At 71.5% G+C, this 20,232-nt stretch carries 22 protein-coding genes and 1 pseudogene; 13 read left to right on the forward strand and 10 right to left on the reverse strand.

The annotated features are described in order from the left end of the window. Nucleotides 1-63: 63 nt before the first annotated feature. Nucleotides 64-885, forward strand: coding sequence for an arginase family protein (locus WYM_RS13000; protein WP_019181280.1), 822 nt, complete (start codon nt 64-66; stop codon nt 883-885). Then, a complete protein-coding gene (locus WYM_RS13005) occupies nt 882-1,340 on the forward strand; it encodes a hypothetical protein (protein ID WP_019181281.1) in 459 nt (152 codons plus the stop codon). The genes WYM_RS13000 and WYM_RS13005 overlap by 4 nt, the downstream gene beginning before the upstream one ends. 8 nt (nt 1,341-1,348) lie before the next feature. On the opposite strand, the gene WYM_RS13010 is transcribed toward WYM_RS13005, so the two are convergent. From WYM_RS13010 to WYM_RS13020, 3 genes are all read right to left on the reverse strand, one after another. After that, a complete protein-coding gene (locus tag WYM_RS13010) occupies nt 1,349-1,837 on the reverse strand; it encodes an SIP domain-containing protein (protein WP_019181282.1) in 489 nt (162 codons plus the stop codon). An 86-nt stretch (nt 1,838-1,923) separates the two neighbouring features. Continuing rightward, nucleotides 1,924-2,658, reverse strand: a complete 735-nt coding sequence (locus tag WYM_RS13015) for a tyrosine-protein phosphatase (protein ID WP_019181283.1) — start codon at nt 2,656-2,658, stop codon at nt 1,924-1,926. Beyond that, complete coding sequence (locus WYM_RS13020) at nt 2,655-3,164, reverse strand: carboxymuconolactone decarboxylase family protein (protein ID WP_019181284.1); 510 nt, start codon at nt 3,162-3,164, stop codon at nt 2,655-2,657. Before WYM_RS13020 ends, WYM_RS13015 begins: the two co-directional genes overlap by 4 nt. A 73-nt stretch (nt 3,165-3,237) precedes the next feature. Here WYM_RS13020 and WYM_RS13025 point away from each other — a divergent pair, with 73 nt between their 5' ends. From WYM_RS13025 to WYM_RS13060, 8 genes are all read left to right on the forward strand, one after another. Further along, a complete protein-coding gene (locus WYM_RS13025) occupies nt 3,238-4,221 on the forward strand; it encodes an alpha/beta fold hydrolase (RefSeq protein ID WP_019181285.1) in 984 nt (327 codons plus the stop codon). 171 nt (nt 4,222-4,392) lie between these two features. Beyond that, complete coding sequence (locus tag WYM_RS13030; RefSeq protein WP_019181286.1) at nt 4,393-5,904, forward strand: ABC transporter substrate-binding protein; 1,512 nt, start codon at nt 4,393-4,395, stop codon at nt 5,902-5,904. Continuing rightward, nucleotides 5,901-6,851: an ABC transporter permease gene (locus WYM_RS13035; protein WP_019181287.1), complete on the forward strand. Its 951-nt coding sequence runs from the start codon at nt 5,901-5,903 to the stop codon at nt 6,849-6,851. Before WYM_RS13030 ends, WYM_RS13035 begins: the two co-directional genes overlap by 4 nt. 62 nt (nt 6,852-6,913) lie before the next feature. Then, nucleotides 6,914-7,828, forward strand: coding sequence for an ABC transporter permease (locus WYM_RS13040; RefSeq protein ID WP_019181288.1), 915 nt, complete (start codon nt 6,914-6,916; stop codon nt 7,826-7,828). Between the two features lie 133 nt (nt 7,829-7,961). Beyond that, nucleotides 7,962-8,795, forward strand: coding sequence for an ATP-binding cassette domain-containing protein (locus WYM_RS20225; protein WP_019181289.1), 834 nt, complete (start codon nt 7,962-7,964; stop codon nt 8,793-8,795). Further along, on the forward strand, nt 8,792-9,682 hold the full coding sequence (locus WYM_RS13050) for an ATP-binding cassette domain-containing protein (RefSeq protein WP_019181290.1): 891 nt from the start codon (nt 8,792-8,794) through the stop codon (nt 9,680-9,682). Before WYM_RS20225 ends, WYM_RS13050 begins: the two co-directional genes overlap by 4 nt. A gap of 56 nt (nt 9,683-9,738) precedes the next feature. After that, nucleotides 9,739-10,815, forward strand: a complete 1,077-nt coding sequence (locus WYM_RS13055) for a M4 family metallopeptidase (RefSeq protein ID WP_019181291.1) — start codon at nt 9,739-9,741, stop codon at nt 10,813-10,815. Then, the gene (locus WYM_RS13060; protein WP_019181292.1) at nt 10,787-11,209 is read left to right on the forward strand and encodes a protealysin inhibitor emfourin; all 423 of its coding nucleotides are present in this window, start codon (nt 10,787-10,789) and stop codon (nt 11,207-11,209) included. Before WYM_RS13055 ends, WYM_RS13060 begins: the two co-directional genes overlap by 29 nt. A 15-nt stretch (nt 11,210-11,224) precedes the next feature. On the opposite strand, the gene WYM_RS13065 is transcribed toward WYM_RS13060, so the two are convergent. From WYM_RS13065 to WYM_RS13080, 4 genes are read right to left on the reverse strand one after another with little or no spacing between them, the layout of a single operon-like run. Beyond that, nucleotides 11,225-11,836: a GNAT family N-acetyltransferase gene (locus WYM_RS13065; protein ID WP_019181293.1), complete on the reverse strand. Its 612-nt coding sequence runs from the start codon at nt 11,834-11,836 to the stop codon at nt 11,225-11,227. Nucleotides 11,837-11,845: 9 nt separating this feature from the next. Next, complete coding sequence (locus WYM_RS13070) at nt 11,846-12,538, reverse strand: uracil-DNA glycosylase (RefSeq protein WP_019181294.1); 693 nt, start codon at nt 12,536-12,538, stop codon at nt 11,846-11,848. Nucleotides 12,539-12,575: 37 nt separating this feature from the next. Then, nucleotides 12,576-13,442: a hypothetical protein gene (locus WYM_RS13075; RefSeq protein ID WP_019181295.1), complete on the reverse strand. Its 867-nt coding sequence runs from the start codon at nt 13,440-13,442 to the stop codon at nt 12,576-12,578. Beyond that, complete coding sequence (locus tag WYM_RS13080) at nt 13,439-14,227, reverse strand: SDR family oxidoreductase (RefSeq protein ID WP_192813752.1); 789 nt, start codon at nt 14,225-14,227, stop codon at nt 13,439-13,441. Before WYM_RS13080 ends, WYM_RS13075 begins: the two co-directional genes overlap by 4 nt. A gap of 126 nt (nt 14,228-14,353) precedes the next feature. Between WYM_RS13080 and WYM_RS13085 the strand changes: the two genes are divergently transcribed. Then, entirely contained in the window at nt 14,354-15,676 is a 1,323-nt protein-coding gene (locus tag WYM_RS13085; protein WP_019181297.1) for a bifunctional o-acetylhomoserine/o-acetylserine sulfhydrylase, read from the forward strand. A gap of 87 nt (nt 15,677-15,763) precedes the next feature. Here WYM_RS13085 and WYM_RS13090 read toward each other — a convergent pair whose 3' ends face one another. After that, nucleotides 15,764-16,708, reverse strand: a complete 945-nt coding sequence (locus WYM_RS13090; protein WP_019181298.1) for a hypothetical protein — start codon at nt 16,706-16,708, stop codon at nt 15,764-15,766. A 59-nt stretch (nt 16,709-16,767) separates the two neighbouring features. Between WYM_RS13090 and WYM_RS13095 the strand changes: the two genes are divergently transcribed. Both WYM_RS13095 and metX read left to right on the forward strand, forming a co-directional pair. Beyond that, nucleotides 16,768-17,790 (forward strand): DUF2332 domain-containing protein, encoded by a 1,023-nt coding sequence (locus WYM_RS13095; protein WP_019181299.1) that lies wholly within the window; start codon nt 16,768-16,770, stop codon nt 17,788-17,790. A gap of 63 nt (nt 17,791-17,853) precedes the next feature. Beyond that, on the forward strand, nt 17,854-19,059 hold the full coding sequence (gene metX, locus WYM_RS13100; protein WP_019181300.1) for a homoserine O-acetyltransferase MetX: 1,206 nt from the start codon (nt 17,854-17,856) through the stop codon (nt 19,057-19,059). A gap of 69 nt (nt 19,060-19,128) precedes the next feature. Here the strand turns inward: metX and WYM_RS13105 are convergent, their stop codons facing one another. Both WYM_RS13105 and WYM_RS13110 read right to left on the reverse strand, forming a co-directional pair. Further along, the gene (locus tag WYM_RS13105) at nt 19,129-19,899 is read right to left on the reverse strand and encodes an NUDIX hydrolase (protein WP_019181301.1); all 771 of its coding nucleotides are present in this window, start codon (nt 19,897-19,899) and stop codon (nt 19,129-19,131) included. A gap of 38 nt (nt 19,900-19,937) precedes the next feature. Next, nucleotides 19,938-20,232 (reverse strand): annotated as a pseudogene (locus WYM_RS13110) (MFS transporter); the annotation flags it as partial.

Raw genomic sequence — 20,232 nt, forward strand, 5'->3', positions numbered from 1 at the left:
CCGGCGCCCCGGCCCGTCGCGGCCCCGATGCCGCGGCCGCTCCTCGTACGAGAGGATGAGGGGATGACGCGATACCTCGTGGTCCCTCAGTGGCAGGGCAGTCCGTCGTCCCGCGCGATGCAGCTGCTCGACGGAGCGCACGCGATCGCCGGCGACCTGCCGCGATCGGCGACCACCGTGCTCGACGTGCCGATGGAAGCCGGCGAGGCGCAGGGCAGCGGCATCCATCGCCTGAGCTCGCTGCGCCGCGTGCACGACATGGTCGCCGACGCGCTCGACGACGACCACGAGCCGGTGCTGACGATCGGCGGCGACTGCGGCATCGCTCTCGCGCCCATCGCCCACGCCGTGCGCCGCACACCCGGACTCGCCGTGGTCTGGATCGACGCCCACCCTGACCTCAACACTCCCGACTCGTCGCCATCGGGGGCTTTCGCGGGCATGGTGCTGCGCGCCGTGCTCGGTGACGGCGACGCGGGCCTGGTCATCGACGCGGGCACGGTCGCGCCCGGCCGTGTGGTGATCGCCGGCGCTCGCTCGTTCGACGAGGCCGAGCTCGAGGCGGTCGAGGCGATGGGCATCGCCGCTCTGACGGTCGACGCGCTGCGTGACCCGGATGCCCTGGCGGATGCGGTGGCAGCGACCGGCGCCGATGCCGTCTACATCCACATCGACGTCGACGTCCTCGACCCGGCCGAGGTGGTCGGCAACGCGCATCCCGAGCCATTCGGGGTCACCGTGTCCGAGCTCACGGCCTCGGTGTCGCAGCTCAGAGCGCGCGTCCCGCTCGTCGGCTCGTCCCTCGCGGGGTACTCCCCCGCCTCGGCGGCCACCGCGACCGACGATCTGGGCGCGATCCTGCGGGTCGTCGGGGCCCTCGCGTGAGCCCGATCGCCGCCCCGCCGCCGGGCTGGCGCGCCGCGGCGGATCGCGCCGTGGCGCGGGGGCGACGCATCGACCGGTGCATCCCCTCCTTCCTGCTCGACTCGCCGATCAGTCGCGTGGGCTACTGGTACGGCTGCGCGGTCGGCTGGGTGTGGGGATCGCTGTGGAGCACCGGTCGCGTCGAGAAGCGCGAGGGCTTGTGGGTGTTCCGCGGGATGCCGCGAGCGACGTTCCCACGGGGCGGCGTGTGCGTGGGCGGGTGCTTCCTGACCGGCGATCACCGCGTCTCGGCGGCTCTGCTGCGTCATGAGGCCGTCCACAAGCGCCAATGGCAGCGGTACGGCTTGCTGATGCCTCTGCTCTACGCTCTCGCCGGGCGCGACCCGCTGCGCAACAGGTTCGAGATCGAGGCCGGATTGGCGGACGGCAACTACGTCCCCCGCGGGGCGGCCTGACCGACTCGTCAGCGCGTCGAGGTGAGTCCGTACTGCTCGGGCGCGTCGATCGACTCCCGGCGCACGCCCATCCCCACGAGGTGGTCGACGATGTCGGCGGTGCCGAGGTAGCCGCCGAGAAGGTGGATGCGGGTCTCGTCGTCCTCGACGCAGAGCATCTCGTTCGCCCAGGCCGTGACGGCGCGTGCGAGGGCCTCGCCGGTCGCGCAGCCGCGACCGGTGCCCGGGGCTCCGCTGCGCTGCGAGCGGTCGAGCCACGTCACGACCATGCGGCTCGGAGCCGAGATCTCGGCCTGCCACGAGGCCTCGGGGATCTCGATGAACACCCGACCCGTCGAGCAGATCGGCAGCGTCGCGAGCAGCGCTTCGAGCTCCGCCAGCGAGGACTCGTCGGCTGTGATGAGCTGCTGCACCCGCGTGTGACGCGACGAACGACACGCCGAGGCGCTGTGCTCGGCGGTGCGCTGCGCGGAGTGCGGGGTGGTGAGGTGGCTCATGACCCCTCCACTATAACCGAAAGAAGGGTTGCCTTACCTCAGTCACCGGATCGTGACGGTGGATGACGACTCCGACCGTCCGCGGCTCATATGCGACGAAGCAGCACGCGGCGCAGCTCCGTGAGCGCATCGTCGGCGAGCCCGTGCGCACGCAGATAGTCGGCGACCGAGCCGTAGCGCGCCTTCACCTCGTCGAGGAGCGCACGCATGACCGGGGCGGGAGAGCGGGTGGCGAGGTCCTCGAGGTGCACCGCCCCGGGATGCATGGCGCGCAGCAGCTCGACGATGCGCCGATTGCGCTGCTCGGGCAGCAGGCCCTCGGTGCGCGCATAGTCGCCGACCACCGCCTCGGTGTCCACACCGGCGGCCGCCAGCGTCAGCGCCACCGTCACCCCGGTGCGGTCCTTGCCCACCGTGCAGTGCACGAGGACGGGCTGATCGGCCAGGATGCCGCGCACGACCTCGACGACGCCCGCCGAGGAGTCCTCGACCAGCCGGCGGTACATCTCGTCGAGGCCGATGTCGTCGCGGAAGAACGACTCCACCGACCCGAGGAACAGCGGCACCCGCTGCGTCACCACGTCGATGCCGTCGATGCGACTCGGCTCGTAGCGCACCTCGTCGTCCGCACGGAGATCGATGATGCGCCGCAGGCCCAGCTCCCCGAGCGCCCGCGTGCCGGACGCATCGAGCCGGGCGAGATTGCCCGACCGGTAGAGCACGCCGTGGCGCGTGACCGCCCCCTCGGCGGGCAGACCGCCGACGTCGCGCAGATTGACGGCCCCCGGCACCACCGGATCGGCCGGGGTGGGGGTCGTCACCAGGCGGCGCCCGTCTTGGCGTCGTCGTCCTCGCGCGAGAGGTCGTCGCGCGGCGGCACGCTGTAGCGGCCCGCGATGGCGATGCGGTTGAAGGCGTTGATCGAGACCAGGATCCAGCTGAGGGCGACGTACTCCTGCTCGCTCAGCACGCCGCCGACTCGGTCGTAGACGTCATCGGGAATCCCGTCCTCGTGGATGAAGACGAACGCCTCAGCCAGCTCGAGGCCCGCGCGCTCGCGTTCGGAGAAGACGCCCGAGTCGCGCCACACCGGGATCTGGCCGATGATGTCGGCGGTGACACCCGCCGTGACGGCCCGCTCGATGTGCACCCGCACGCAGTACGCGCAGCCGTTCAGCTGCGACGTGTGGATCTGCACGAGCTCCTTGAGCCGGTCGTCGACACCGCTCTGGCCGGCGAGATCGCCCACGGTCTTCGAGACCGCCGCGAGCGCCTTGTAGGCCGGCGGGGCCGAACGCGACAGATGGACGCGGTGTTCTTCCGTCATGGCGCCAGCCTACCCACCCGCCGGCGCCGCGGATCGGGCCCTCTCGTCTCGGCGCGTGCGAGAGAATGGCCCGGTGAGCGAACCCACCGACGAGTTCTCCTTTCCCGCTGACGAGTTCTCCTTTCTCGCCGAACAGGCGGCCGAGACCGGCATCGAGGGCCAGATCCCCCGCGGCGAGCGCGTCTCGCTCACGCTGGAGGACGGCCGCACGCTGAGCGCGCTGCGCTACATCCCACCGGGTGCCGGCGAAGCCGCCCCGGTCGTGACCTTCCTGCACGGCGCGGGACTGAACGCGCACACGTGGGACACCACCATCCTCGCGCTGGGTCTGCCGGCGCTCTCGATCGATCTCCCCGGTCACGGCGACTCCTCATGGCGCGACGACGCGGCATACGTCGGGCGGGTGCTCGCTGCCGACGTCGCGGCAGGGATGGCCGCGTGGACCCGAGGGCCGCAGCTGCTCGTGGGTCAGTCGCTCGGCGGGCTCACCGCCGCGGCGGTGGCGGCCTCGCGTCCGGACCTGGTGCGCGAGCTCGTCGTCATCGACATCACGCCGGGCGTCGACTCGAACGCCGGGCCGACCCAGATCCGCGACTTCTTCGCCGGCCCGGTGGATTGGGCCTCCCGCGACGAGCTCGTCGACCGCGCGCTGGCGTTCGGTCTCGGCGGCGGAACGCGGCGGCGGGCCGAACGGGGCGTCTATTTCAACTCCCGCGTCCGCCCCGACGGACGCGTGGAGTGGAAGCACCACTTCGCCCACCTCGCCAACGCGGCGCCGCCCTCGACGCTCGACGCCGAAGCGCCTTCCGGGGCGCCCGCCGCGGACGCCGTCTCGGCGGTCCTCGGCGAGGCTGGCTGGGAGGATCTGGCCGCCGTCACGGCACGCATCACCCTGATCCGCGGCGAGCGCGGGTATGTCACCGACGTGGATGCCGCGGAATTCGCAGGTCGCGTGCCCGAGGCATCCGTCGTGGTGGTCCCCTCCGGACACAACGTCCAGGAGGAGATCCCGATCGAGCTCGGACAGCGCCTGCGCACGGCAGCCCTCGCCGGCTGAGCCCGCCCCTGCGGCTGCCGTGGGAAGCTCTAACGGTTCTCTTACGTTCCGAGTACCGGGTTCCCGCTCCGCATCGCACAGTCCCTAGGCTGGAGAGCCCGCACCTGTGGGACCGATCCGATCGCCCCGCCGGCACCCGCTCAGCACCGGGACCCGTTCGAAAGGACCTCCATGCTCCGTCGCTCCACCCTCGCCGCGACCGCTCTGCTCGCCGCGGGCGTGCTCGCCCTCACCGCCTGCGCCGGTGGCGGAGCCGAGCCCTCGCCCAGCGCGACCGGCGAGCCGGACCCCGATGCGTCGGTGGCGATCCGTCTGGTGCTCGAGCCCGGCAACCTCGACATCCGCGAGACGGCCGGAGCGGCGCTGGACCAGATCCTCGTCGACAACGTCTATCAGGGCCTGGTCGCCCGCACGCCCGAGCAGGACATCGTCCCCGCCCTGGCGAGCGACTGGACGGTGTCTCCGGACGGACTGACGTACACGTTCACCCTCCGCGAGGGCGTGACCTTCCACGACGGTCAGGCGCTCACCCCGCAGGACGTGGTCTGGTCGCTCACGACCCGCAAGAACACGCCGGAGTGGAGCGACTCGTCGCGGCTGGCGAATGTCACGAGCATCGCGGCGGAGGGCCAGGAGATCACCCTGACCCTCGCCCAGCCCGACTCGTCCCTGCTGTGGAACCTCACCGGCCGCGCGGGCATCGTTCTCAAGGAGGGCGACACGGTCGACTACCAGACGGCGGCGAACGGCACCGGCCCGTTCGTCCTCGACGACTGGCGGCAGGGCGACAGCATCACGTTCGCGCGCAACGACGCGTACTGGGGCGAGGCCGCCGGCGTCGCGGAGGTCGTCTTCGACTACATCCCCGACAACCAGGCTGCCCTGAACGCCGCGCTCGCCGGCGAGGTCGACGTGGTCACCGGGTTCGATGCGAACCTGCAGGAGCAGATCGAGGAGAACGGCGACTTCGCTCTCGTCCTCGGGAAGTCGACCGACAAGGGCACCCTCGCGTTCAACCAGACCTCGGGGCCCCTCGCCGACGAGCGCGTGCGGCAGGCGATCCGCCAGGCGATCGATCACGACGCCATCGTCGAAGCACTGGGTTCGGGTCAGGCGCAGTACGGCCCGATCCCCGAACTCGATCCCGGCTATGAGGATCTCGCCGACGTCGCGCCCTACGATCCCGATGCCGCGCGCGCCCTTCTCGAGGAGGCGGGTGAGGAGGATCTCGAGCTCACGCTCACGATCCCCAACTTCTACGCGACCACGATCCCGCAGATCCTCGTCTCCGACCTCAACGAGGTCGGCATCACGCTCGAGGTCGAGTCCGTCGACTTCCCGACCTGGCTCAACGACGTGTACATCAACAAGGACTACGAGCTCAGCTTCGTGCTGCACACCGAGGCGCGCGACTTCGAGAACTGGGCCGACCCCGAGTACTACTTCACGTACGACAACCCCGAGGTGCAGGAGCTGTACGCCCAGTCGCTGGCAGCGACCGACGAGTCCGAGGCGGCGGAGCTGCTCGCCGAGGCCGCCCGCATCGTGTCGGAGGATGCCGCGGCCGACTGGCTGTACAACGGAGCCTCGGTGATCGCCGTCGGGACTAACATCGCCGGTATGCCCTCGATCAACGTGAACGAGCGCCTCAGCCTTGCCGAGATCGCCAAGAGCAACGGGTGATCCGGTACGCGCTGACGAGGTCTGCCCTGCTGCTGCTCGGGCTGTTCGTCGCCAGCGTGCTGATCTTCCTGACTCTCCGGGTGCTCCCCGGCGACATCGCGCAGCTCATCGCGGGAGTCAACAGCACTCCCGAGCAGGTGGCGGGCATCCGTGAGCGACTCGGACTCGATCGCTCGCTGCCCGAGCAGTACCTCGCCTGGATCGGCGGCGTCTTCCGCGGCGATCTCGGCACCTCGCTGCTGACGGGCACGAGCGTCGTGGACGAGCTGGCCGAGAAGTCCCAGGTGACCGTGCCCCTCGGCATCCTGTCCCTGCTCATCGCGGTGGTCATCAGCGTCCCGCTCGGCGTGCTGTCGGCGCTGCGCCGCGGCCGCGCCGACGGCACGGCGCTGAGCGTGGGCGCGCAGGCGCTCGCCGCGGTGCCGGTGGTGTGGGCGGGCATGATGCTCGTCGTGGTCTTCGCGGTGTGGCTCGGGTGGCTGCCGGCCCAGGGCTTCCCGCGGGCGGGCTGGAGCGAGCCGTGGGCGGCGCTGCGCGCGCTGCTGCTTCCCGCGCTCACCATCGGCATCGTCGAGGGCGCCATGCTGTTGCGCTTCGTGCGCAGCGCCACGCTTCAGGCGGTCGGGCAGGACTTCGTGCGCAGCGCGGCGGCCAAGGGCCTCACCCGCAATGCCGCCCTGATCCGGCACGGGCTTCCGGTCGTGGGACTCTCGGTCATCACGGTGCTCGGGCTGCAGGTGGCCGGCATCATCGTCGGCGCGGTCGTCATCGAGCAGCTCTTCTCGCTGCCCGGCATCGGGCGCATGCTCGTGTCCGACGTGAGCGCGCGCGATCTGCCCAAGGTGCAGGGCGAGCTGCTCGCGCTGACCGCCTTCGTGCTGATCGTCGGCTTCGTCGTCGACATCGCGCACCGCGTCATCGACCCCCGTCAGCGGGAGGCGACGTGAGCGGACCGGTCCCCACGCCCCCTCCACACGGCGCTGGCGCGCCGCCCGGAGCCTCCGGGCGCGTGGGCCCCGCCGAAGCCCGCCGCCCGCGATCGCGCTGGGCGTGGCTGCGCCGGCTGTGGGCACTGTCGACGGGGCGATTCGGGCTCATCGTCGTCGGAGTCGTGGTCGCGACAGCGGTGCTGGCGGTGTTCTGGACCCCGTTCGACCCGCAGCAGGTCGAGATCTCCGACCGTTGGGCACCGCCCGGCTGGCCGCACCTGCTGGGAACCGACGCGTCCGGCCGCGACATCCTGAGCCTGCTGATGGCGGGCGCCCGCACCACGGTGCTCGTCGCGGTCGGCGCCGGACTCGTCGCGACGGTGATCGGCATCGCCCTGGCAGCGCTCGGCGCCCTCACCGCGCGCTGGCTGCGTGAGTCGGTCGCCGTGCTCGTGGACATCCTGATCGCCTTCCCGGTGCTCATCATCGCGATGATGATCTCGGCGGTCTGGGGCGGATCGCTCTGGGTCGTGGTGTGGTCGGTCGGCATCGGCTTCGGCGTGAACATCGCGCGCGTCACCCGTCCCGAGCTGCGCCGCGTGCTGCACAGCGACTTCGTGCTGGCCGGCCGCGCGGCGGGGCTGACCCCCGCGCAGAACCTCGTGCGCCACCTGCTGCCCAACGTCGCCCCGGTGTTCATCGTGCAGCTGTCGTGGGGCATGGCCGTCGCTGTGCTCGCAGAGGCCGGACTGTCCTACCTCGGGTTCGGCGCGCCGGTCACCGAGCCGTCGTGGGGACTGCTCCTGGCCGAGTTGCAGCGGTTCATCACGGTCCACCCGCTCTCGGTGATCTGGCCCGGGCTCGCCATCACGCTCACGGTGCTGGGCCTGAACCTCCTGGGCGACGGCCTGCGCGAAGCGACCGACCCGACCCTCTCTCGCAGTCCCTTCGCGACCCGCCGGGCCCGCCTCCATATCCCGGAGGTGGTGTCGTGACCCCGTCGCCGGTTCGCAATTCAGTCTGCGCGCACGGCCGTGGGGTCGAGATCGGCGTTATTCCGCGCCCGATCGGCCGGGCAGCGCGCCCGCGGACTGAATTGCGAACGCGTCGGGCCGACGAGGTCGTCGCATGAGCCTCGAGGTGCACGATCTGACGATCGAGATCGCCGGCCGCCGCGTCGTCGACGGCGTCTCATTCGAGGTTCCCGATGGCGCCCGTGTCGGCCTCATCGGAGAGTCGGGATCGGGCAAGTCCGTCACGGCGCTCGCCATCCTGGGGCTGCTCCCCGACGGCGCCCGTGCCACCGGCAGCGTCCGGTGGAACGGCCGCGAGATCCTCGGGCTGCCCGATCGCGAGCTGGCGACGCTCCGCGGCGACGAGATCGGCATCGTCTTCCAGGAGCCGCGCACCGCGCTCAACCCGGTCCGCACCGTCGGCCGGCAGATCGCCGAGTCGGTGCGCATCCACGAAGGGCTGACGAAACGGGATGCCGCCGTCCGCGCCGTCGCCGAGGCGTCCCGCGTCGCGCTGCCCGATCCCGAGCGCATCGTCGCCCGCTACCCGCACCAGCTCTCGGGCGGGCAGCGTCAGCGCGTCGCGATCGCGATGGCGCTCGCGTGCCGGCCGCGCCTGCTCATCGCCGACGAGCCGACGACTGCGCTCGACGTGACCATCCAGGCGGACGTGCTCGAGCTGCTGCTGTCGCTGGTGCGCGACGACGGCATGTCGCTGGTGTTCATCACCCACGATCTCGCCGTACTGTCGCAGATCGCGACGCACGGCGTGGTGCTCGAGGACGGTCGCGTGGCCGAGGAGGCGCCGGTGTCGCAGCTGCTCACTGCTCCGGGATCCGCCGTGACGCGCGGGCTGCTGCGGGATGCGACGGCGACGCTGTGGCGACCCGTGGGGCGACCCGCCGCCGGGCCCGGGAGCTGGGACGATTCTCAGGGGGGACGATCATGAACCCGCGACTTCCGGTCGATCAGCCGGATGGATCGCAGACCATGCTCCTGCGGGCCCGCGGCCTGACGCGCCGCTATCCCGCGCCGAAGACGCGGCTGTTCGAGCGTCAGGGCTTCTCGACCGCCCTGGCGGATGCCGACATCGATGTGCGCGAGGGCTCGTCGGTGGGGATCATCGGCGAGTCGGGATCGGGCAAGTCCACGCTCGTCCGGCTGCTGCTCGCGCTCGATACGCCGTCGGAGGGGTTCGTCGAATTCGACGGCCGCAGGGTGGACGCCGCCGCTCCTGCCCGATCGCTGCACTGGCTGCGCCGGCAGACCGGGATCGTGTTCCAGGACCCCTATTCCTCCCTGGATCCCCGCATGAGCGTCGGACGCATCGTAGGCGAGCCGCTGTGGGCTCTGGGGCTGGACGGTGACGGTCTCGACGGTGACGGTGTCGGGCGCGAGCGCGACGGCCTCAGCGGCGCGGCCGATCGTCGTGAGCGCGTGCGCGAGGTGCTGGAGGATGTCGGCCTCGAAGGGGGCATGGCGGAGCGGTTCCCTCATGAGTTCTCGGGCGGACAGCGTCAGCGGATCGCCCTGGCACGTGCGATCGTGCACCGACCGCGCCTTCTCGTCGGCGATGAGCCGCTCTCGGCCCTCGACGTGACGGTGCGGGCGCAGATCCTCGAGCTGCTCGGCGAGCTGCGAGCCAGAGATGGCCTGACGCTCGTGCTGGTCTCTCACGACATCGGCGTCGTCCAGAACCTGTGCGACGAGGTCGTGGTCATGAAGGACGGCCGGATCGTCGAGGAAGGCCCCACCGAGAAGGTTTTGCTGCAGCCCCAGGTGTCGTACACACGGCGGCTGCTCGCTTCGATCCCCGTGATCGACCCGATCCTCTAGCGGACATGAGTCTCGCCTTCCGCGATCGCGTCGGTGGTCGCGGCTAGGTTCGGAGCATGGCCCCCGCGATCGTTCCGCCGTACCTGCTCGCCCGCATCGCCGCCGTGCAGGACCCGGGGTGGGAGCGCGCCGCGCAGGCGGCCCGGTCGACTCTGGCGACGCCGCGGGAGTATCGTCCCGAGCGCTCCCGCCTGCGCCTGTCGATCGAGGAGCCGGGCACACTCGTGGTCGAGGCGACTCCCGCCCCCGACCGCGAGATCTCCGATGCCCAGCGCACCGAGTCGCTTCCCGGTGTGCGGGTGCGGGGTGAAGACGACCAGCCCATCGGAGACGCCGCGGTCGACGAGGCCTTCGACGGGCTCGGGGCGACCTTCGAGCTGCTGTGGGACGCCTTCGGCCGCAACAGCCTCGACGGCTCGGGCGGCCCGCTGCTGGCCACGGTGCACTACGGCCGCGACTACGACAACGCGTTCTGGAACGGCGAGCGCATGGTGTTCGGCGACGGGGACGGCGAGGTCTTCCGCGGGTTCACCGGCTCGCTGACCGTGATCGCTCACGAACTCGCCCACGGCGTGATCGAGGACGAGGGCGGACTGCTCTACGAGGGACAGTCCGGCGCTCTCAACGAGTCGGTCGCCGACGTCTTCGGGGTTCTGGCCGAGCAGCACCACCTGGGGCAGAGCGTCGAAGAGGCCACATGGCTCATCGGCGAGGGCATCTTCACCGATGCCGTGGAGGGCACCGCGCTGCGCTCACTGGCCGCGCCGGGCACGGCGTACGACGACGACGTGCTCGGCAAGGACCCGCAGCCGGGCCACATGGAGGACTACGTCCAGACGCGCGACGACAACGGAGGCGTGCACATCAACTCGGGGATCCCGAACCGCGCCTTCCACCTCACCGCCATGGCGCTCGGGGGGCGGGCATGGGAGCGCGCCGGGCTCATCTGGTACCGCACCATCACGTCGGGAACCCTGTCATCCACCGCCGACTTCGCCGCGTTCGCCCGCGCCACCCTGGCGGCGGCCGCCGCGGAGTACGGTGAGGAGTCGGAGGAGGTCGACGCCGTCCTCGCCGGGTGGACCGGCGTCGGCGTGTTGCAGGATGAGGAGCAAGCAGCCATCACGCGCTGACGACAGCGCATCGTCGGACTCCGCGGCGTCGGCGCCCATCGAGATCGATGTCGCGCGCACCGGGGGCTTCGCCGGGATCACGCGACGCTGGACCGCGCAGCCGCCCGAGGACGAGGCATCCGAGTGGATCTCGCTGATCGACCGCTGCCCGTGGGACGAGGTGACACCTCCGAAGGACGACCGCAAGGCCGTCCGCGGCGCGGTCCCTCACGCCGCCCCGCCGCGTCAGCCGGTTCCGGACGGGTTCGTGTGGTGGATCCGGGCGAGCTGGTCCGGCGAGCCGGCCGGCCCCTCGACCCGCGAGGCCGAGCTTCCCGACGACGCCGTCACGGGCGCGTGGCGCGAGCTGATCGACGCCGTCCGCGACTGGAACCGCGCGACCAGCAACCCGTGACCGGAGCCGATGGCCTCAGCGGGCGAACAGGCCCTTCTTCTTCGCCGGCTTGAGCGACTTCTGCAGGTAGATCGTGCCGAGCCACCGGCCGAACTTGTACCCCACGCGCCCCATGCGGCCGACCTCGACGAAGCCCAGCCTCTCGTGCAGGGCGATCGAACCCTCCGCGCCCTTGTCGCTGATGACCGCGACGATCTGACGGATGCCGGCTTCTTCGCACGCCTCGATGAGCGCCTCGAGCAGAGCACGACCGAGTCCCTTGCCGGTGGCCGCTTGCCCGAGGTAGATCGAGTTCTCCACCGAGAAGCGGTATGCCGACTTGCTCGACATCGGCTGCACCAGCGCATACCCGAGCACCTGACCGGCAGGCGATTGAGCCACGAGGAAGGGAAGGCCGAGCTTCTGCAGCTGCTCGCGCTTGTCGCGCCACTGCGCGATCGACCAGGTGTCCTCGTCGAAGGTGACGACGGAGTTCGTCACGTAGTAGTTGTAGATCTCGCGGATGTCGGGGACGTCGGCGTCCTCGACCGGCCGGATCGAGAAAGCGAACGGCTGCTCCGGCTCCGGCTGCCGGCGCAGGTGCCGCGGCAGGCGGCGGCGATCCCGGTCGTATTCCTCCTCGAGCATGCCGACAGCCTACGCGGGCAGGGCCCAGGAGACCGGGTCGGCCCCCTGCGCCACCAGGAGCTCGTTCGCGCGCGAGAACGGCCGCGAGCCGAAGAACCCGCGGCTGGCCGAGAGCGGCGAGGGATGCGCCGACTCGATGATCGGCGTCGCACCCAGGAGCGGACGCAGGTTCGCGGCATCCCTCCCCCAAAGGATCGCCACGAGCGGCTGGTCACGAGCCACCAGCGTGCGGATCGCGTGCTCGGTGACCTTCTCCCAGCCCCACCCGCGATGGGATGCCGGCTGCCCGGGCGCCACCGTGAGCACCCGGTTGAGCAGCATGATGCCCTGATCGCTCCACGCCGACAGATCGCCGTGCGGCGCACGCGGCACCCCGAGGTCGGCCTCGAGCTCCTGGTAGATGTTCGACAGGCTGCGCGGCAACGGCCGCACGTGCGCGTCGACGGCGAACGACAGCCCGATGGGGTGTCCCGCCGTCGGATACGGATCCTGCCCCACGATCAGCACCCGGACGTCGGCGAGCGGGCGCTGGAACGCGCGCAGCACGCGGTCTCCGGCGGGCAGGTAGGGCCGGCCGGCGGCGACCTCGGCACGCAGCCGCTCGCCGAGGGCCGCGATGTCGGGCGCGACCGGTGCGAGGGCGAGTGCCCAGTCCGGGTCGACGAGACCCGCGTCGGCGAGCTCGGGGAGCGTCAGCGCCACGGCGTCCGCCCGCCCGCGCGATCGAAGGCCGGATCCGTCATGCCGGTGTCACCGTGGTCGTCATCACGAGTTCTGCACCGCCCTCGACGGCGGAGGACTGGAAGCTCACCTCGATGGCCGTGAGGTCGCTCAGCGATCGCACGTGCGTGCCGCCGCACGGGATGCGTGCCACTGCTCCGGGCAGGTCGCACTCCCAGGTCCGGCGGTCGGAGAGGGTCGCGCCGCCGCACTCGATCCGCACCGCGCCGCCCGCCGTCACCCATTCGGCCAGCATCTCGTTCACCCGGCCTGCCAGCCCCTCGAGATCCTCGAGCGCAGTGGGATCGAAGCCCTTGCGTCGCAGCGACTTGCCGATCCGGTACACATCGCGCGACCCGAGCGACACGATGCGCGACTCCTGGATCGCCAGGGCGTCGAACCCGGGAGCGCCGAGCGCGTCGACCGGGGCGTCCTTGCGCCACGCATCGGCCAAGGCCGCATCGAGCGCGAGCGAGGCGAGGTGGCAGCCGGTGTGCCCTGCCGACAGCTCGTCGCGGAACGCAGCGTCCACGCGGACCTCCACGGTGTCGCCCTCCGCGAGCGGCTCGCCCGCGATCAGGTGGGCGACCACGAACACCCACCCCTCGGTGCCGGTGCGCACCGGCACATCCGGACCGAGCAGAAGCTCCCCGTCGCGCGCGGCGCCGACGACGGCGTCCACGACCTCGATCTCGGCGCCACCCACGGAGAGAACCCCGCGGTCGGCGGGCTGGTCGGGCCACGCGGTGTCGATGGGATGGAAAGCGGTCGCGTCGAGCACCACCGCCGTGCGACCGGCGCCGGCATCCGCGACGTGCCGCACGGTGCTGCGCGACGTCACGGCGCCGCCCGGATAGGTGACGACGGTGCCGGAGTCGGGGATCACGCGACGTCCACGCCGCGCGGGCGCAGCGGTCCGCGGGCGAGCAGGTGCTGAGCCGACTGCGCCACCGGGCGCATGGTGATGAGGTCGAGATTCACGTGTCCGGGCGCGTTGAGGGCGTACGCGATGACATCGGCGACGTCGTCGGCCGTGAGCGGCGCCTCGACCCCCTCGTAGACGCGCTCCGCGGCCACGCTGTCGCCTCCCAGACGGTTGAGCGTGAACTCGGGCGTGTGCACCATGCCCGGCGCCACCTCCACCACGCGGATCGGCTCGCCGTTGAGCTCCAGGCGCAGCGCGTGCGCGATCATCGCCTCGCCGGCCTTCGCCGCGTTGTAGCCGGCACCCCCGGCGTACGCCGTCTGCGCGGCGGTCGAGGTCACGAACAGCGTGTCGGCGTGGCCGTCGGATGCCGCGGCCCGGCGCAGCTGCGGCAGGAGAGCCGCGACGAGGCGCTGTGCCGAGAGCACGTTGACCTCGAACATCCACTGCCAGTCCTCGGCCCGGCCGTCCTCGACACGCTCGGTGCCGCGGGCGCCGCCCGCCACATGCACGAGCGAATGGACGGGGCCGGATTCGTCGAGGAACGCGACCAGCGCGGAGATGTCGGCCTCCGAGGTGAGATCGGCCGCATACGCGACCGCTCCGGTCTCGGACTCGAGCGCTGCGAGCCGATCGGCGCGTCGCGCCACGGCGACCACGTCCCATCCGGCGCCCCGCAGCGCCCTCGCCGCGGCCTCGCCGATTCCCGAGCTCGCTCCGGTCACCACTGCACGTCTGCTGGCCATGCCTCCACGCTAACCCGTGCAGGTTACGCCGCGTGTCCGGCCGCGTTGTCACCGGACACGCGGGTCCGTAGCCTCGGATTCGGCTGGGGGCAGGGGCCTCCGGCATCCGACCACGCAGGAGAAGCCATGTCCGCACCCGAGAACTGGCGTTTCGAGACCAAGCAGATCCACTCGGGGGCCCAGCCCGACCCGGTGACCAAGGCTCGTGCGACGCCGATCTACCAGACCACGTCGTACGTCTTCGACAACGCCGATCACGCGGCCAACCTCTTCGCGCTGGCCGAGTTCGGCAACATCTACACGCGCATCCAGAACCCGACGCAGGCGGTCGTCGAGGAGCGACTCGCCGCCCTCGAGGGCGGCACCGGCGCGCTGCTGCTGGCCAGCGGCCAGGCGGCCGCGACGTTCGCCATCCTGAACATCGCGCAGGCGGGCGACCACTTCGTCTCGTCGAGCTCGATCTACGGCGGCACCTACAACCTCTTCAAGTACACCCTCGCCAAGCTCGGCATCGAGGTCTCGTTCGTCGAGAACCAGGACGACCTCGAGGAGTGGCGTGCCGCGGTGCGCCCGAACACCAAGCTCTTCTTCGCCGAGACGATCGGCAATCCCAAGATCAACGTGCTCGACATCCGCGGCGTCGCCGATGTCGCGCACGAGAGCGGCGTGCCGCTGATCGTCGACAACACCATCGCGACGCCGTACCTGATCCGCCCCTTCGAGCACGGCGCCGACATCATCGTGCACTCGGCGACGAAGTTCCTCGGCGGACACGGCACGACCATCGGTGGCGTCATCGTCGACGGCGGCTCGTTCGAGTGGTCGAAGAACGTCGACAAGTTCCCGGGCCTCACCGTTCCCGACCCGTCGTACCACGGCGCGTCGTACACGACCGCGGTGGGCGACGGACTGGCCTACATCATCAAGGCGCGCGTGCAGCTGCTGCGCGATCTCGGTGCGGCCATCTCGCCCAACAGCGCCTGGCTGCTGATCCAGGGCATCGAGACCCTGTCGCTGCGCGTCGAGCGTCACGTGCAGAACGCGCAGGAGATCGCGGAGTGGCTCGAGAACCAGTCCGACGTGGCGTCGGTCAACTACTCGGGCCTGCCCACCTCGCCCTGGTACGCCGCCGCGAACAACTACGCCCCGAAGGGCGTCGGCGCTGTGCTGTCGTTCGAGCTCAAGGGCGGCGTCCAGGCCGGCCGTGAGTTCGTCAACTCGCTGAGCCTCTTCAGCCACCTCGCCAACATCGGCGATGTGCGCTCGCTGGTCATCCACCCCGCGTCCACGACGCACTCGCAGCTCACCCCCGAGCAGCAGCTGACCGCGGGCGTCACGCCGGGCCTGGTGCGCCTTTCGGTGGGTCTCGAGAACATCGACGACCTGAAGGCCGACCTCGAGCAGGCTCTCGCCGTCGCACGTCGCGTCTCGGAGGCCGCACGCGCCTGACCCGCGCCCGGCCCCCTGAGCCTGTCAAGGGCGGATGCCTCGACCCACCCGGGTCGGGGCATCCCTCATTTCGCGGCGCGGTACGCGTCAGGGGGCGTCCCACCACCGCAGCACGCGCAGCGCCCGCAGCGTCACCCAGCGACTCGGGAAGCCGTCGTGCTCGCCCTCGAGGTCGAACAGCGTCGGCCCCTCGTGGTTGTTCTCGAGGCGGAACAGGCCGTTGTCGAGACGCTTCGCACGCAGGAGCTCGACGGCTTCGGCGCACCGCTCATCTCGCTCCAGGCGTGCGAGGCGGAAGTACTCGAGCGCTCTGAGGATGTCGTAGAACCAGCGCACCGGCGACGAGGTCAGGGTGATCCGCAGGTCGGGGATCTCGCCGGTGGACTTCCGCCGGAACAGTCCTCGCTCGAGCAGGAACTCCTCACCCCGCAGCCGCGCGGCCGTCATCTCGTCGGTCGCGCCCGCCCGGCTCTCCCAGGCCCGCAATCCCTCGAGCGCGCAGATGGTGGAGTGGAACGAGCCGGGCGCCGCGGCATCGTCGTCCCAGCAGTTCCAGCCGCCGTCGTGGTGCTGGGTCGCGAGCACGGTGCGGGCGATGGGCGCCGCCTCCTGGGCGAAGTAGGCACCGGTGGTGAGCGCGATGCCGTTGATGCAGGGTTCGGCCTCGCCCTGGAAGTAGAGCTCGCCGTTGTACTCCCAGCGGACGTTGTCGCGCACGAGGGCGAGCGCGTGCTGCGCCTGCGGCGATGCCGGGTCGAGCCCGTACTCCGCGAGCGACTGCAGCGAGAAGTGCGTCGCGGTCCACGCATCGAAGAACGGCCGCGACTCATCGACCCACCCGGGACGGTAGGTCCCGCCGTCCCACTGCCCGTCCGGTCCCTGCTCGCTCAGCAGCCGGGCACCCCAGCCCTCGGTCGCGACTCGTGCGCGCTCGGCCGCGACGTCGTCGGGCGAGGCATCGGTGAGATCCTGAAGCACCTGCCAGCGGATCGCGGGGTCTCCCGAGAGCAGGTAGTCGACGACATCGTCCATGCCACGGATGGTAGACCGGCTCGGCGACATCCCGCTCGCGCCGCGCATAGGGTGAGGCCGTGGCCGCACACGACGACGCCGCACGCATCGCGGCGATGTACGACGACTTCGGGCGCCGGTGGGCGCACGGCACGTCGCCCCTGTACGAGGACTGGTCGGTCGGAATCGGCGCCGACCCTGAGCTGCCGGCGCGCCTGGCCGCGCTCCCCGGCCGGCTTCAGCAGCCGATCCTGATCTACGCCTCCGCGCGCTGGGCCGGCGCGCCCCTCGTGCCGTTCACGCAGTGGCGGCCATGGCTCGAAGAAAACTGGGACCGGGTGCTCGACATCGCCCACCGCCGTGCGACGCAGACCAATGAGCCGAATCGCTGCGCCACGTTCCTTCCTCAGCTCTCGCGGATCGAAGGCCCGGTGGCCCTCCTCGAGGTCGGCGCGGCGGCCGGGCTCTGCCTCCTGCCCGACCGCTACGGCTACACCTACGACGCGCCCGGCGGCGTGCGCGGGATCGAGCCGGACGACGGGGACTCTCCCGTGCGACTGGAGTGCCGCGTCGACGACGACGCCTCGGTTCCGCAGCGCATGCCTCGCGTCGCCTGGCGCCGCGGCATCGACCTCTCGCCGATCGACGTGCGCGACCCCGAGGCGATCGACTGGCTGGCGACCCTGATCTGGCCCGGTCCCGACCACGACCGCCGCGTGGCCCGGTTGCGCACGGCCGCGGCGGTCGCGGCATCCGACCCTCCCGAGATCATCCGCGGCGACCTCCTCGAGACGGTGACGGATGCCGCCGCCGCCGCGCCGGCGGACGCCACGCTCGTCGTCTTCCACAGCGCCGTGATGCTCTATCTCGACGTCGCGGGACGCGCGCGGTTCGCCCGCATCATGGCCGGGCTCGGACGGGCGATCGGGCGCAACGTGGTGTGGCTCTCGAACGAGACCGCGCGCACGTATCCCGAGGTCGACGCGCAGCTGCCGCCGGGTCTCGACAGCGCGCAGCGGTTCGTCCAGACGCGCGACGGCGTGCCGATCGCGCTGGCGGGGCAGCACGGCGCGGTGTACGAGACCGCTCCCTTCCGCGCATGACGTCGGCCGGTCGATCCGCGTAACAGATCCCTTCGTCCGGAGGGAAGGCGAGAGAATAGGCGGATGGACTGGCAGACCTCCGAAGACACCGTGCCCAGCGCACCGGTGACCGAGGCCGACGCCCGCCAGCTCCTCGGCCGTCCCCCGGCGACCGGCGCGTGGCGCGACGGCGACCCGGCAGGAGACCGCAGGTTCGCTGGATTCGGGTCCTTCCGCACCGAGGGCGGCCGTGAGCTGCCCGCCTACCGTCTCGCCTACGAGACGTGGGGCGAGCTCAACGCCACCCGCGACAACGCCGTCCTGGTCCTTCACGCCCTGACCGGCGACAGTCACGTACGCGGCCCGGCCGGTGCAGGTCATCCGACGTCGGGCTGGTGGGACGACATCGTCGGACCGGGCGGTCCCATCGACACCGATCGATGGTTCGTCGTGGCGCCGAACATGCTCGGCGGGTGCCAGGGCTCGACCGGTCCCGCCTCCATCGCGCCCGACGGATACGAATGGGCGACACGGTTCCCTTACCTGACGATCCGCGATCAGGTCGCCGCGCAGGTGCGCCTGGCGGACGCGCTCGGCATCGACGTGTGGGCCGGCGTCGTGGGCGGCTCGATGGGCGGCATGCACGCCCTCGAGTGGGCCGTGGCGCATCCCGAGCGCGTCGAGCGCCTCGGCGTCCTGTCGGCGCCGCCCGTCAACACCGCCGACCAGATCGCCCTCAACTCGGTGCAGCTCGAGGCGATCCGCATCGACCCGCGGTTCCTCGCCGGCGAGTACTACGACTCCCCCGACGGCGACGGCCCGACGCGGGGTCTCGCGCTGGCACGACGCATGGCGCTGCTGAACTACCGCTCGCCCACCGAGCTGAACCAGCGCTTCCAGCGCACCTGGCAGTCGGGGGTCAGCCCGCTCGGACACGGCGGCCGGTTCGCCGTCGAGTCGTACCTGGACTTCCACGGCAACAAGTTCACGCGACGGTTCGACGCGAACTCGTACATCACGCTGGTCGAGGCCATGAACTCGCACGACGTCGGCCGCGACCGCGGCGGCATCGAGGACGCCCTCGCGCGGGTCACCGCTCAGACCCTCGTGCTCGGCATCGACAGCGACCGCCTGTTCCCGATCGACGGGCAGCACCGCATCGCGCGCGGCATCCGCCGCACTCTCGACGGCGAGCGCTCGGTGGTGCTCGCGAGCGACTTCGGGCACGACGGTTTCCTCATCGAGACGCACGCGGTCGGCGCGCACCTGCGGCGGCTCTTCGAGTCTTGACGTCTGCGCCTCGGCACCGCCCTGAACGGCCTCACGCCGGCGGACGGGGGACGGAGTCCCGCCTCCTCGTCAGCTCGAGCGCTCGTAGCGCCAGGGCAGGGCGCCGATCTCCAGGCGATGACGGGGTCCGGATGCCGGAGCCCCGGCATCCGGCTCGTACTCGGCATCGCCCTGCCACAGCAGGACCGGCCCGTCGCCGCCCCGGCGCGCGACGGTCTCGAAGCGCTGGAAGCCCGCCAGCCGCGCCGCGGCGAGAAGCGAGGCGGCGTCGGGATGGGCGGCGAGCTCGTGCAGGGTCACCCAGGTCGGCGGGTACAGCGTGAGCTCGCCGCGCCCATGGCGGGCGATGAGGTCCGACGGCCGTGCCCACTCCGCCGCGACCGCTTCGTGAGCCGACAGCACGAGCTCGTTAGACGTCACGCTTGAGCCGGGGAACGCTGCGACGAAGAACCAGGTGCGGATCCTCAGCGGGATGCCGGGCGGCGGATCCCAGCACGACAGCGTCACGAGCGCCTCGGGGTCGACCACGAGTCCCGTCTCCTCCCGGGTCTCACGCACCCCCGCCCGGCGGGCGGCGTCCTCCTCCGGCTCATCGCGTGCGCGCCGGTCGGCGTCCTCGAGTCTGCCGCCGGGGAACACCCACGCGCCGGCGAACGAGCCCCGGTCCGGTCGCTCGATCAGGAGCACTTCGGCGCCGTCGACGCCGTCCCGGACGAGCACCACGGTGGCAGCGACGGGGATGCCGGGATCGGAGGCGTCATCGGCGAGCCGGGGCCGCGCCTGTCCGACGGCGTCGGCGAGCACGCGCACCGCACGATCAGCGGGCGTCGGCTGCGGCATCCGCCCACTCTAACCGGGCGCCGATCGACGCAGGAGGGCTACGCGTCGACGAGGACCCGGCGCCGCTCGGCCGCGAGGCTCGCCATCGCGAGGACCAGTCCGGCGAGCGCGAGAGCCACGCCCACCCAGGCGGGCGCCACGAAGCCCCAGCCCGCGGCGATCACGACGCCGCCGAGGAAGGCCCCCAGGCTGTTGCCGATGTTGAGGGCCGAGTGGTTGAGTGCCGCGGCGATGGACTGGTTGTCCTGTGCGACGTCCATGAGTCGCGTCTGGATCGTGGGGCTCAGCGCGGACGCGACGAAGCCGGTCGCGAACACGAAGAATCCGAGCGCC

It is taken from the genome of Microbacterium yannicii PS01 (genome assembly GCF_000304335.1).
GTDB classification, from domain to species: Bacteria; Actinomycetota; Actinomycetes; order Actinomycetales; family Microbacteriaceae; genus Microbacterium; species Microbacterium yannicii_A.

Coding starts and splice junctions, on each gene's coding strand:
- WYM_RS13000 (WP_019181280.1), top strand. CDS start 64: ATGACGCGATACCTCGTGGTCCCTCAGTGGCAGGGCAGTCCGTCGTCC.
- WYM_RS13010 (WP_019181282.1), bottom strand. CDS start 1,837: ATGAGCCACCTCACCACCCCGCACTCCGCGCAGCGCACCGCCGAGCAC.
- WYM_RS13020 (WP_019181284.1), bottom strand. CDS start 3,164: ATGACGGAAGAACACCGCGTCCATCTGTCGCGTTCGGCCCCGCCGGCC.
- WYM_RS13030 (WP_019181286.1), top strand. CDS start 4,393: ATGCTCCGTCGCTCCACCCTCGCCGCGACCGCTCTGCTCGCCGCGGGC.
- WYM_RS20225 (WP_019181289.1), top strand. CDS start 7,962: ATGAGCCTCGAGGTGCACGATCTGACGATCGAGATCGCCGGCCGCCGC.
- WYM_RS13050 (WP_019181290.1), top strand. CDS start 8,792: ATGAACCCGCGACTTCCGGTCGATCAGCCGGATGGATCGCAGACCATG.
- WYM_RS13055 (WP_019181291.1), top strand. CDS start 9,739: ATGGCCCCCGCGATCGTTCCGCCGTACCTGCTCGCCCGCATCGCCGCC.
- WYM_RS13060 (WP_019181292.1), top strand. CDS start 10,787: ATGAGGAGCAAGCAGCCATCACGCGCTGACGACAGCGCATCGTCGGAC.
- WYM_RS13065 (WP_019181293.1), bottom strand. CDS start 11,836: ATGCTCGAGGAGGAATACGACCGGGATCGCCGCCGCCTGCCGCGGCAC.
- WYM_RS13080 (WP_192813752.1), bottom strand. CDS start 14,227: ATGGCCAGCAGACGTGCAGTGGTGACCGGAGCGAGCTCGGGAATCGGC.
- WYM_RS13085 (WP_019181297.1), top strand. CDS start 14,354: ATGTCCGCACCCGAGAACTGGCGTTTCGAGACCAAGCAGATCCACTCG.
- WYM_RS13090 (WP_019181298.1), bottom strand. CDS start 16,708: ATGGACGATGTCGTCGACTACCTGCTCTCGGGAGACCCCGCGATCCGC.
- metX (WP_019181300.1), top strand. CDS start 17,854: ATGGACTGGCAGACCTCCGAAGACACCGTGCCCAGCGCACCGGTGACC.
- WYM_RS13105 (WP_019181301.1), bottom strand. CDS start 19,899: ATGCCGCAGCCGACGCCCGCTGATCGTGCGGTGCGCGTGCTCGCCGAC.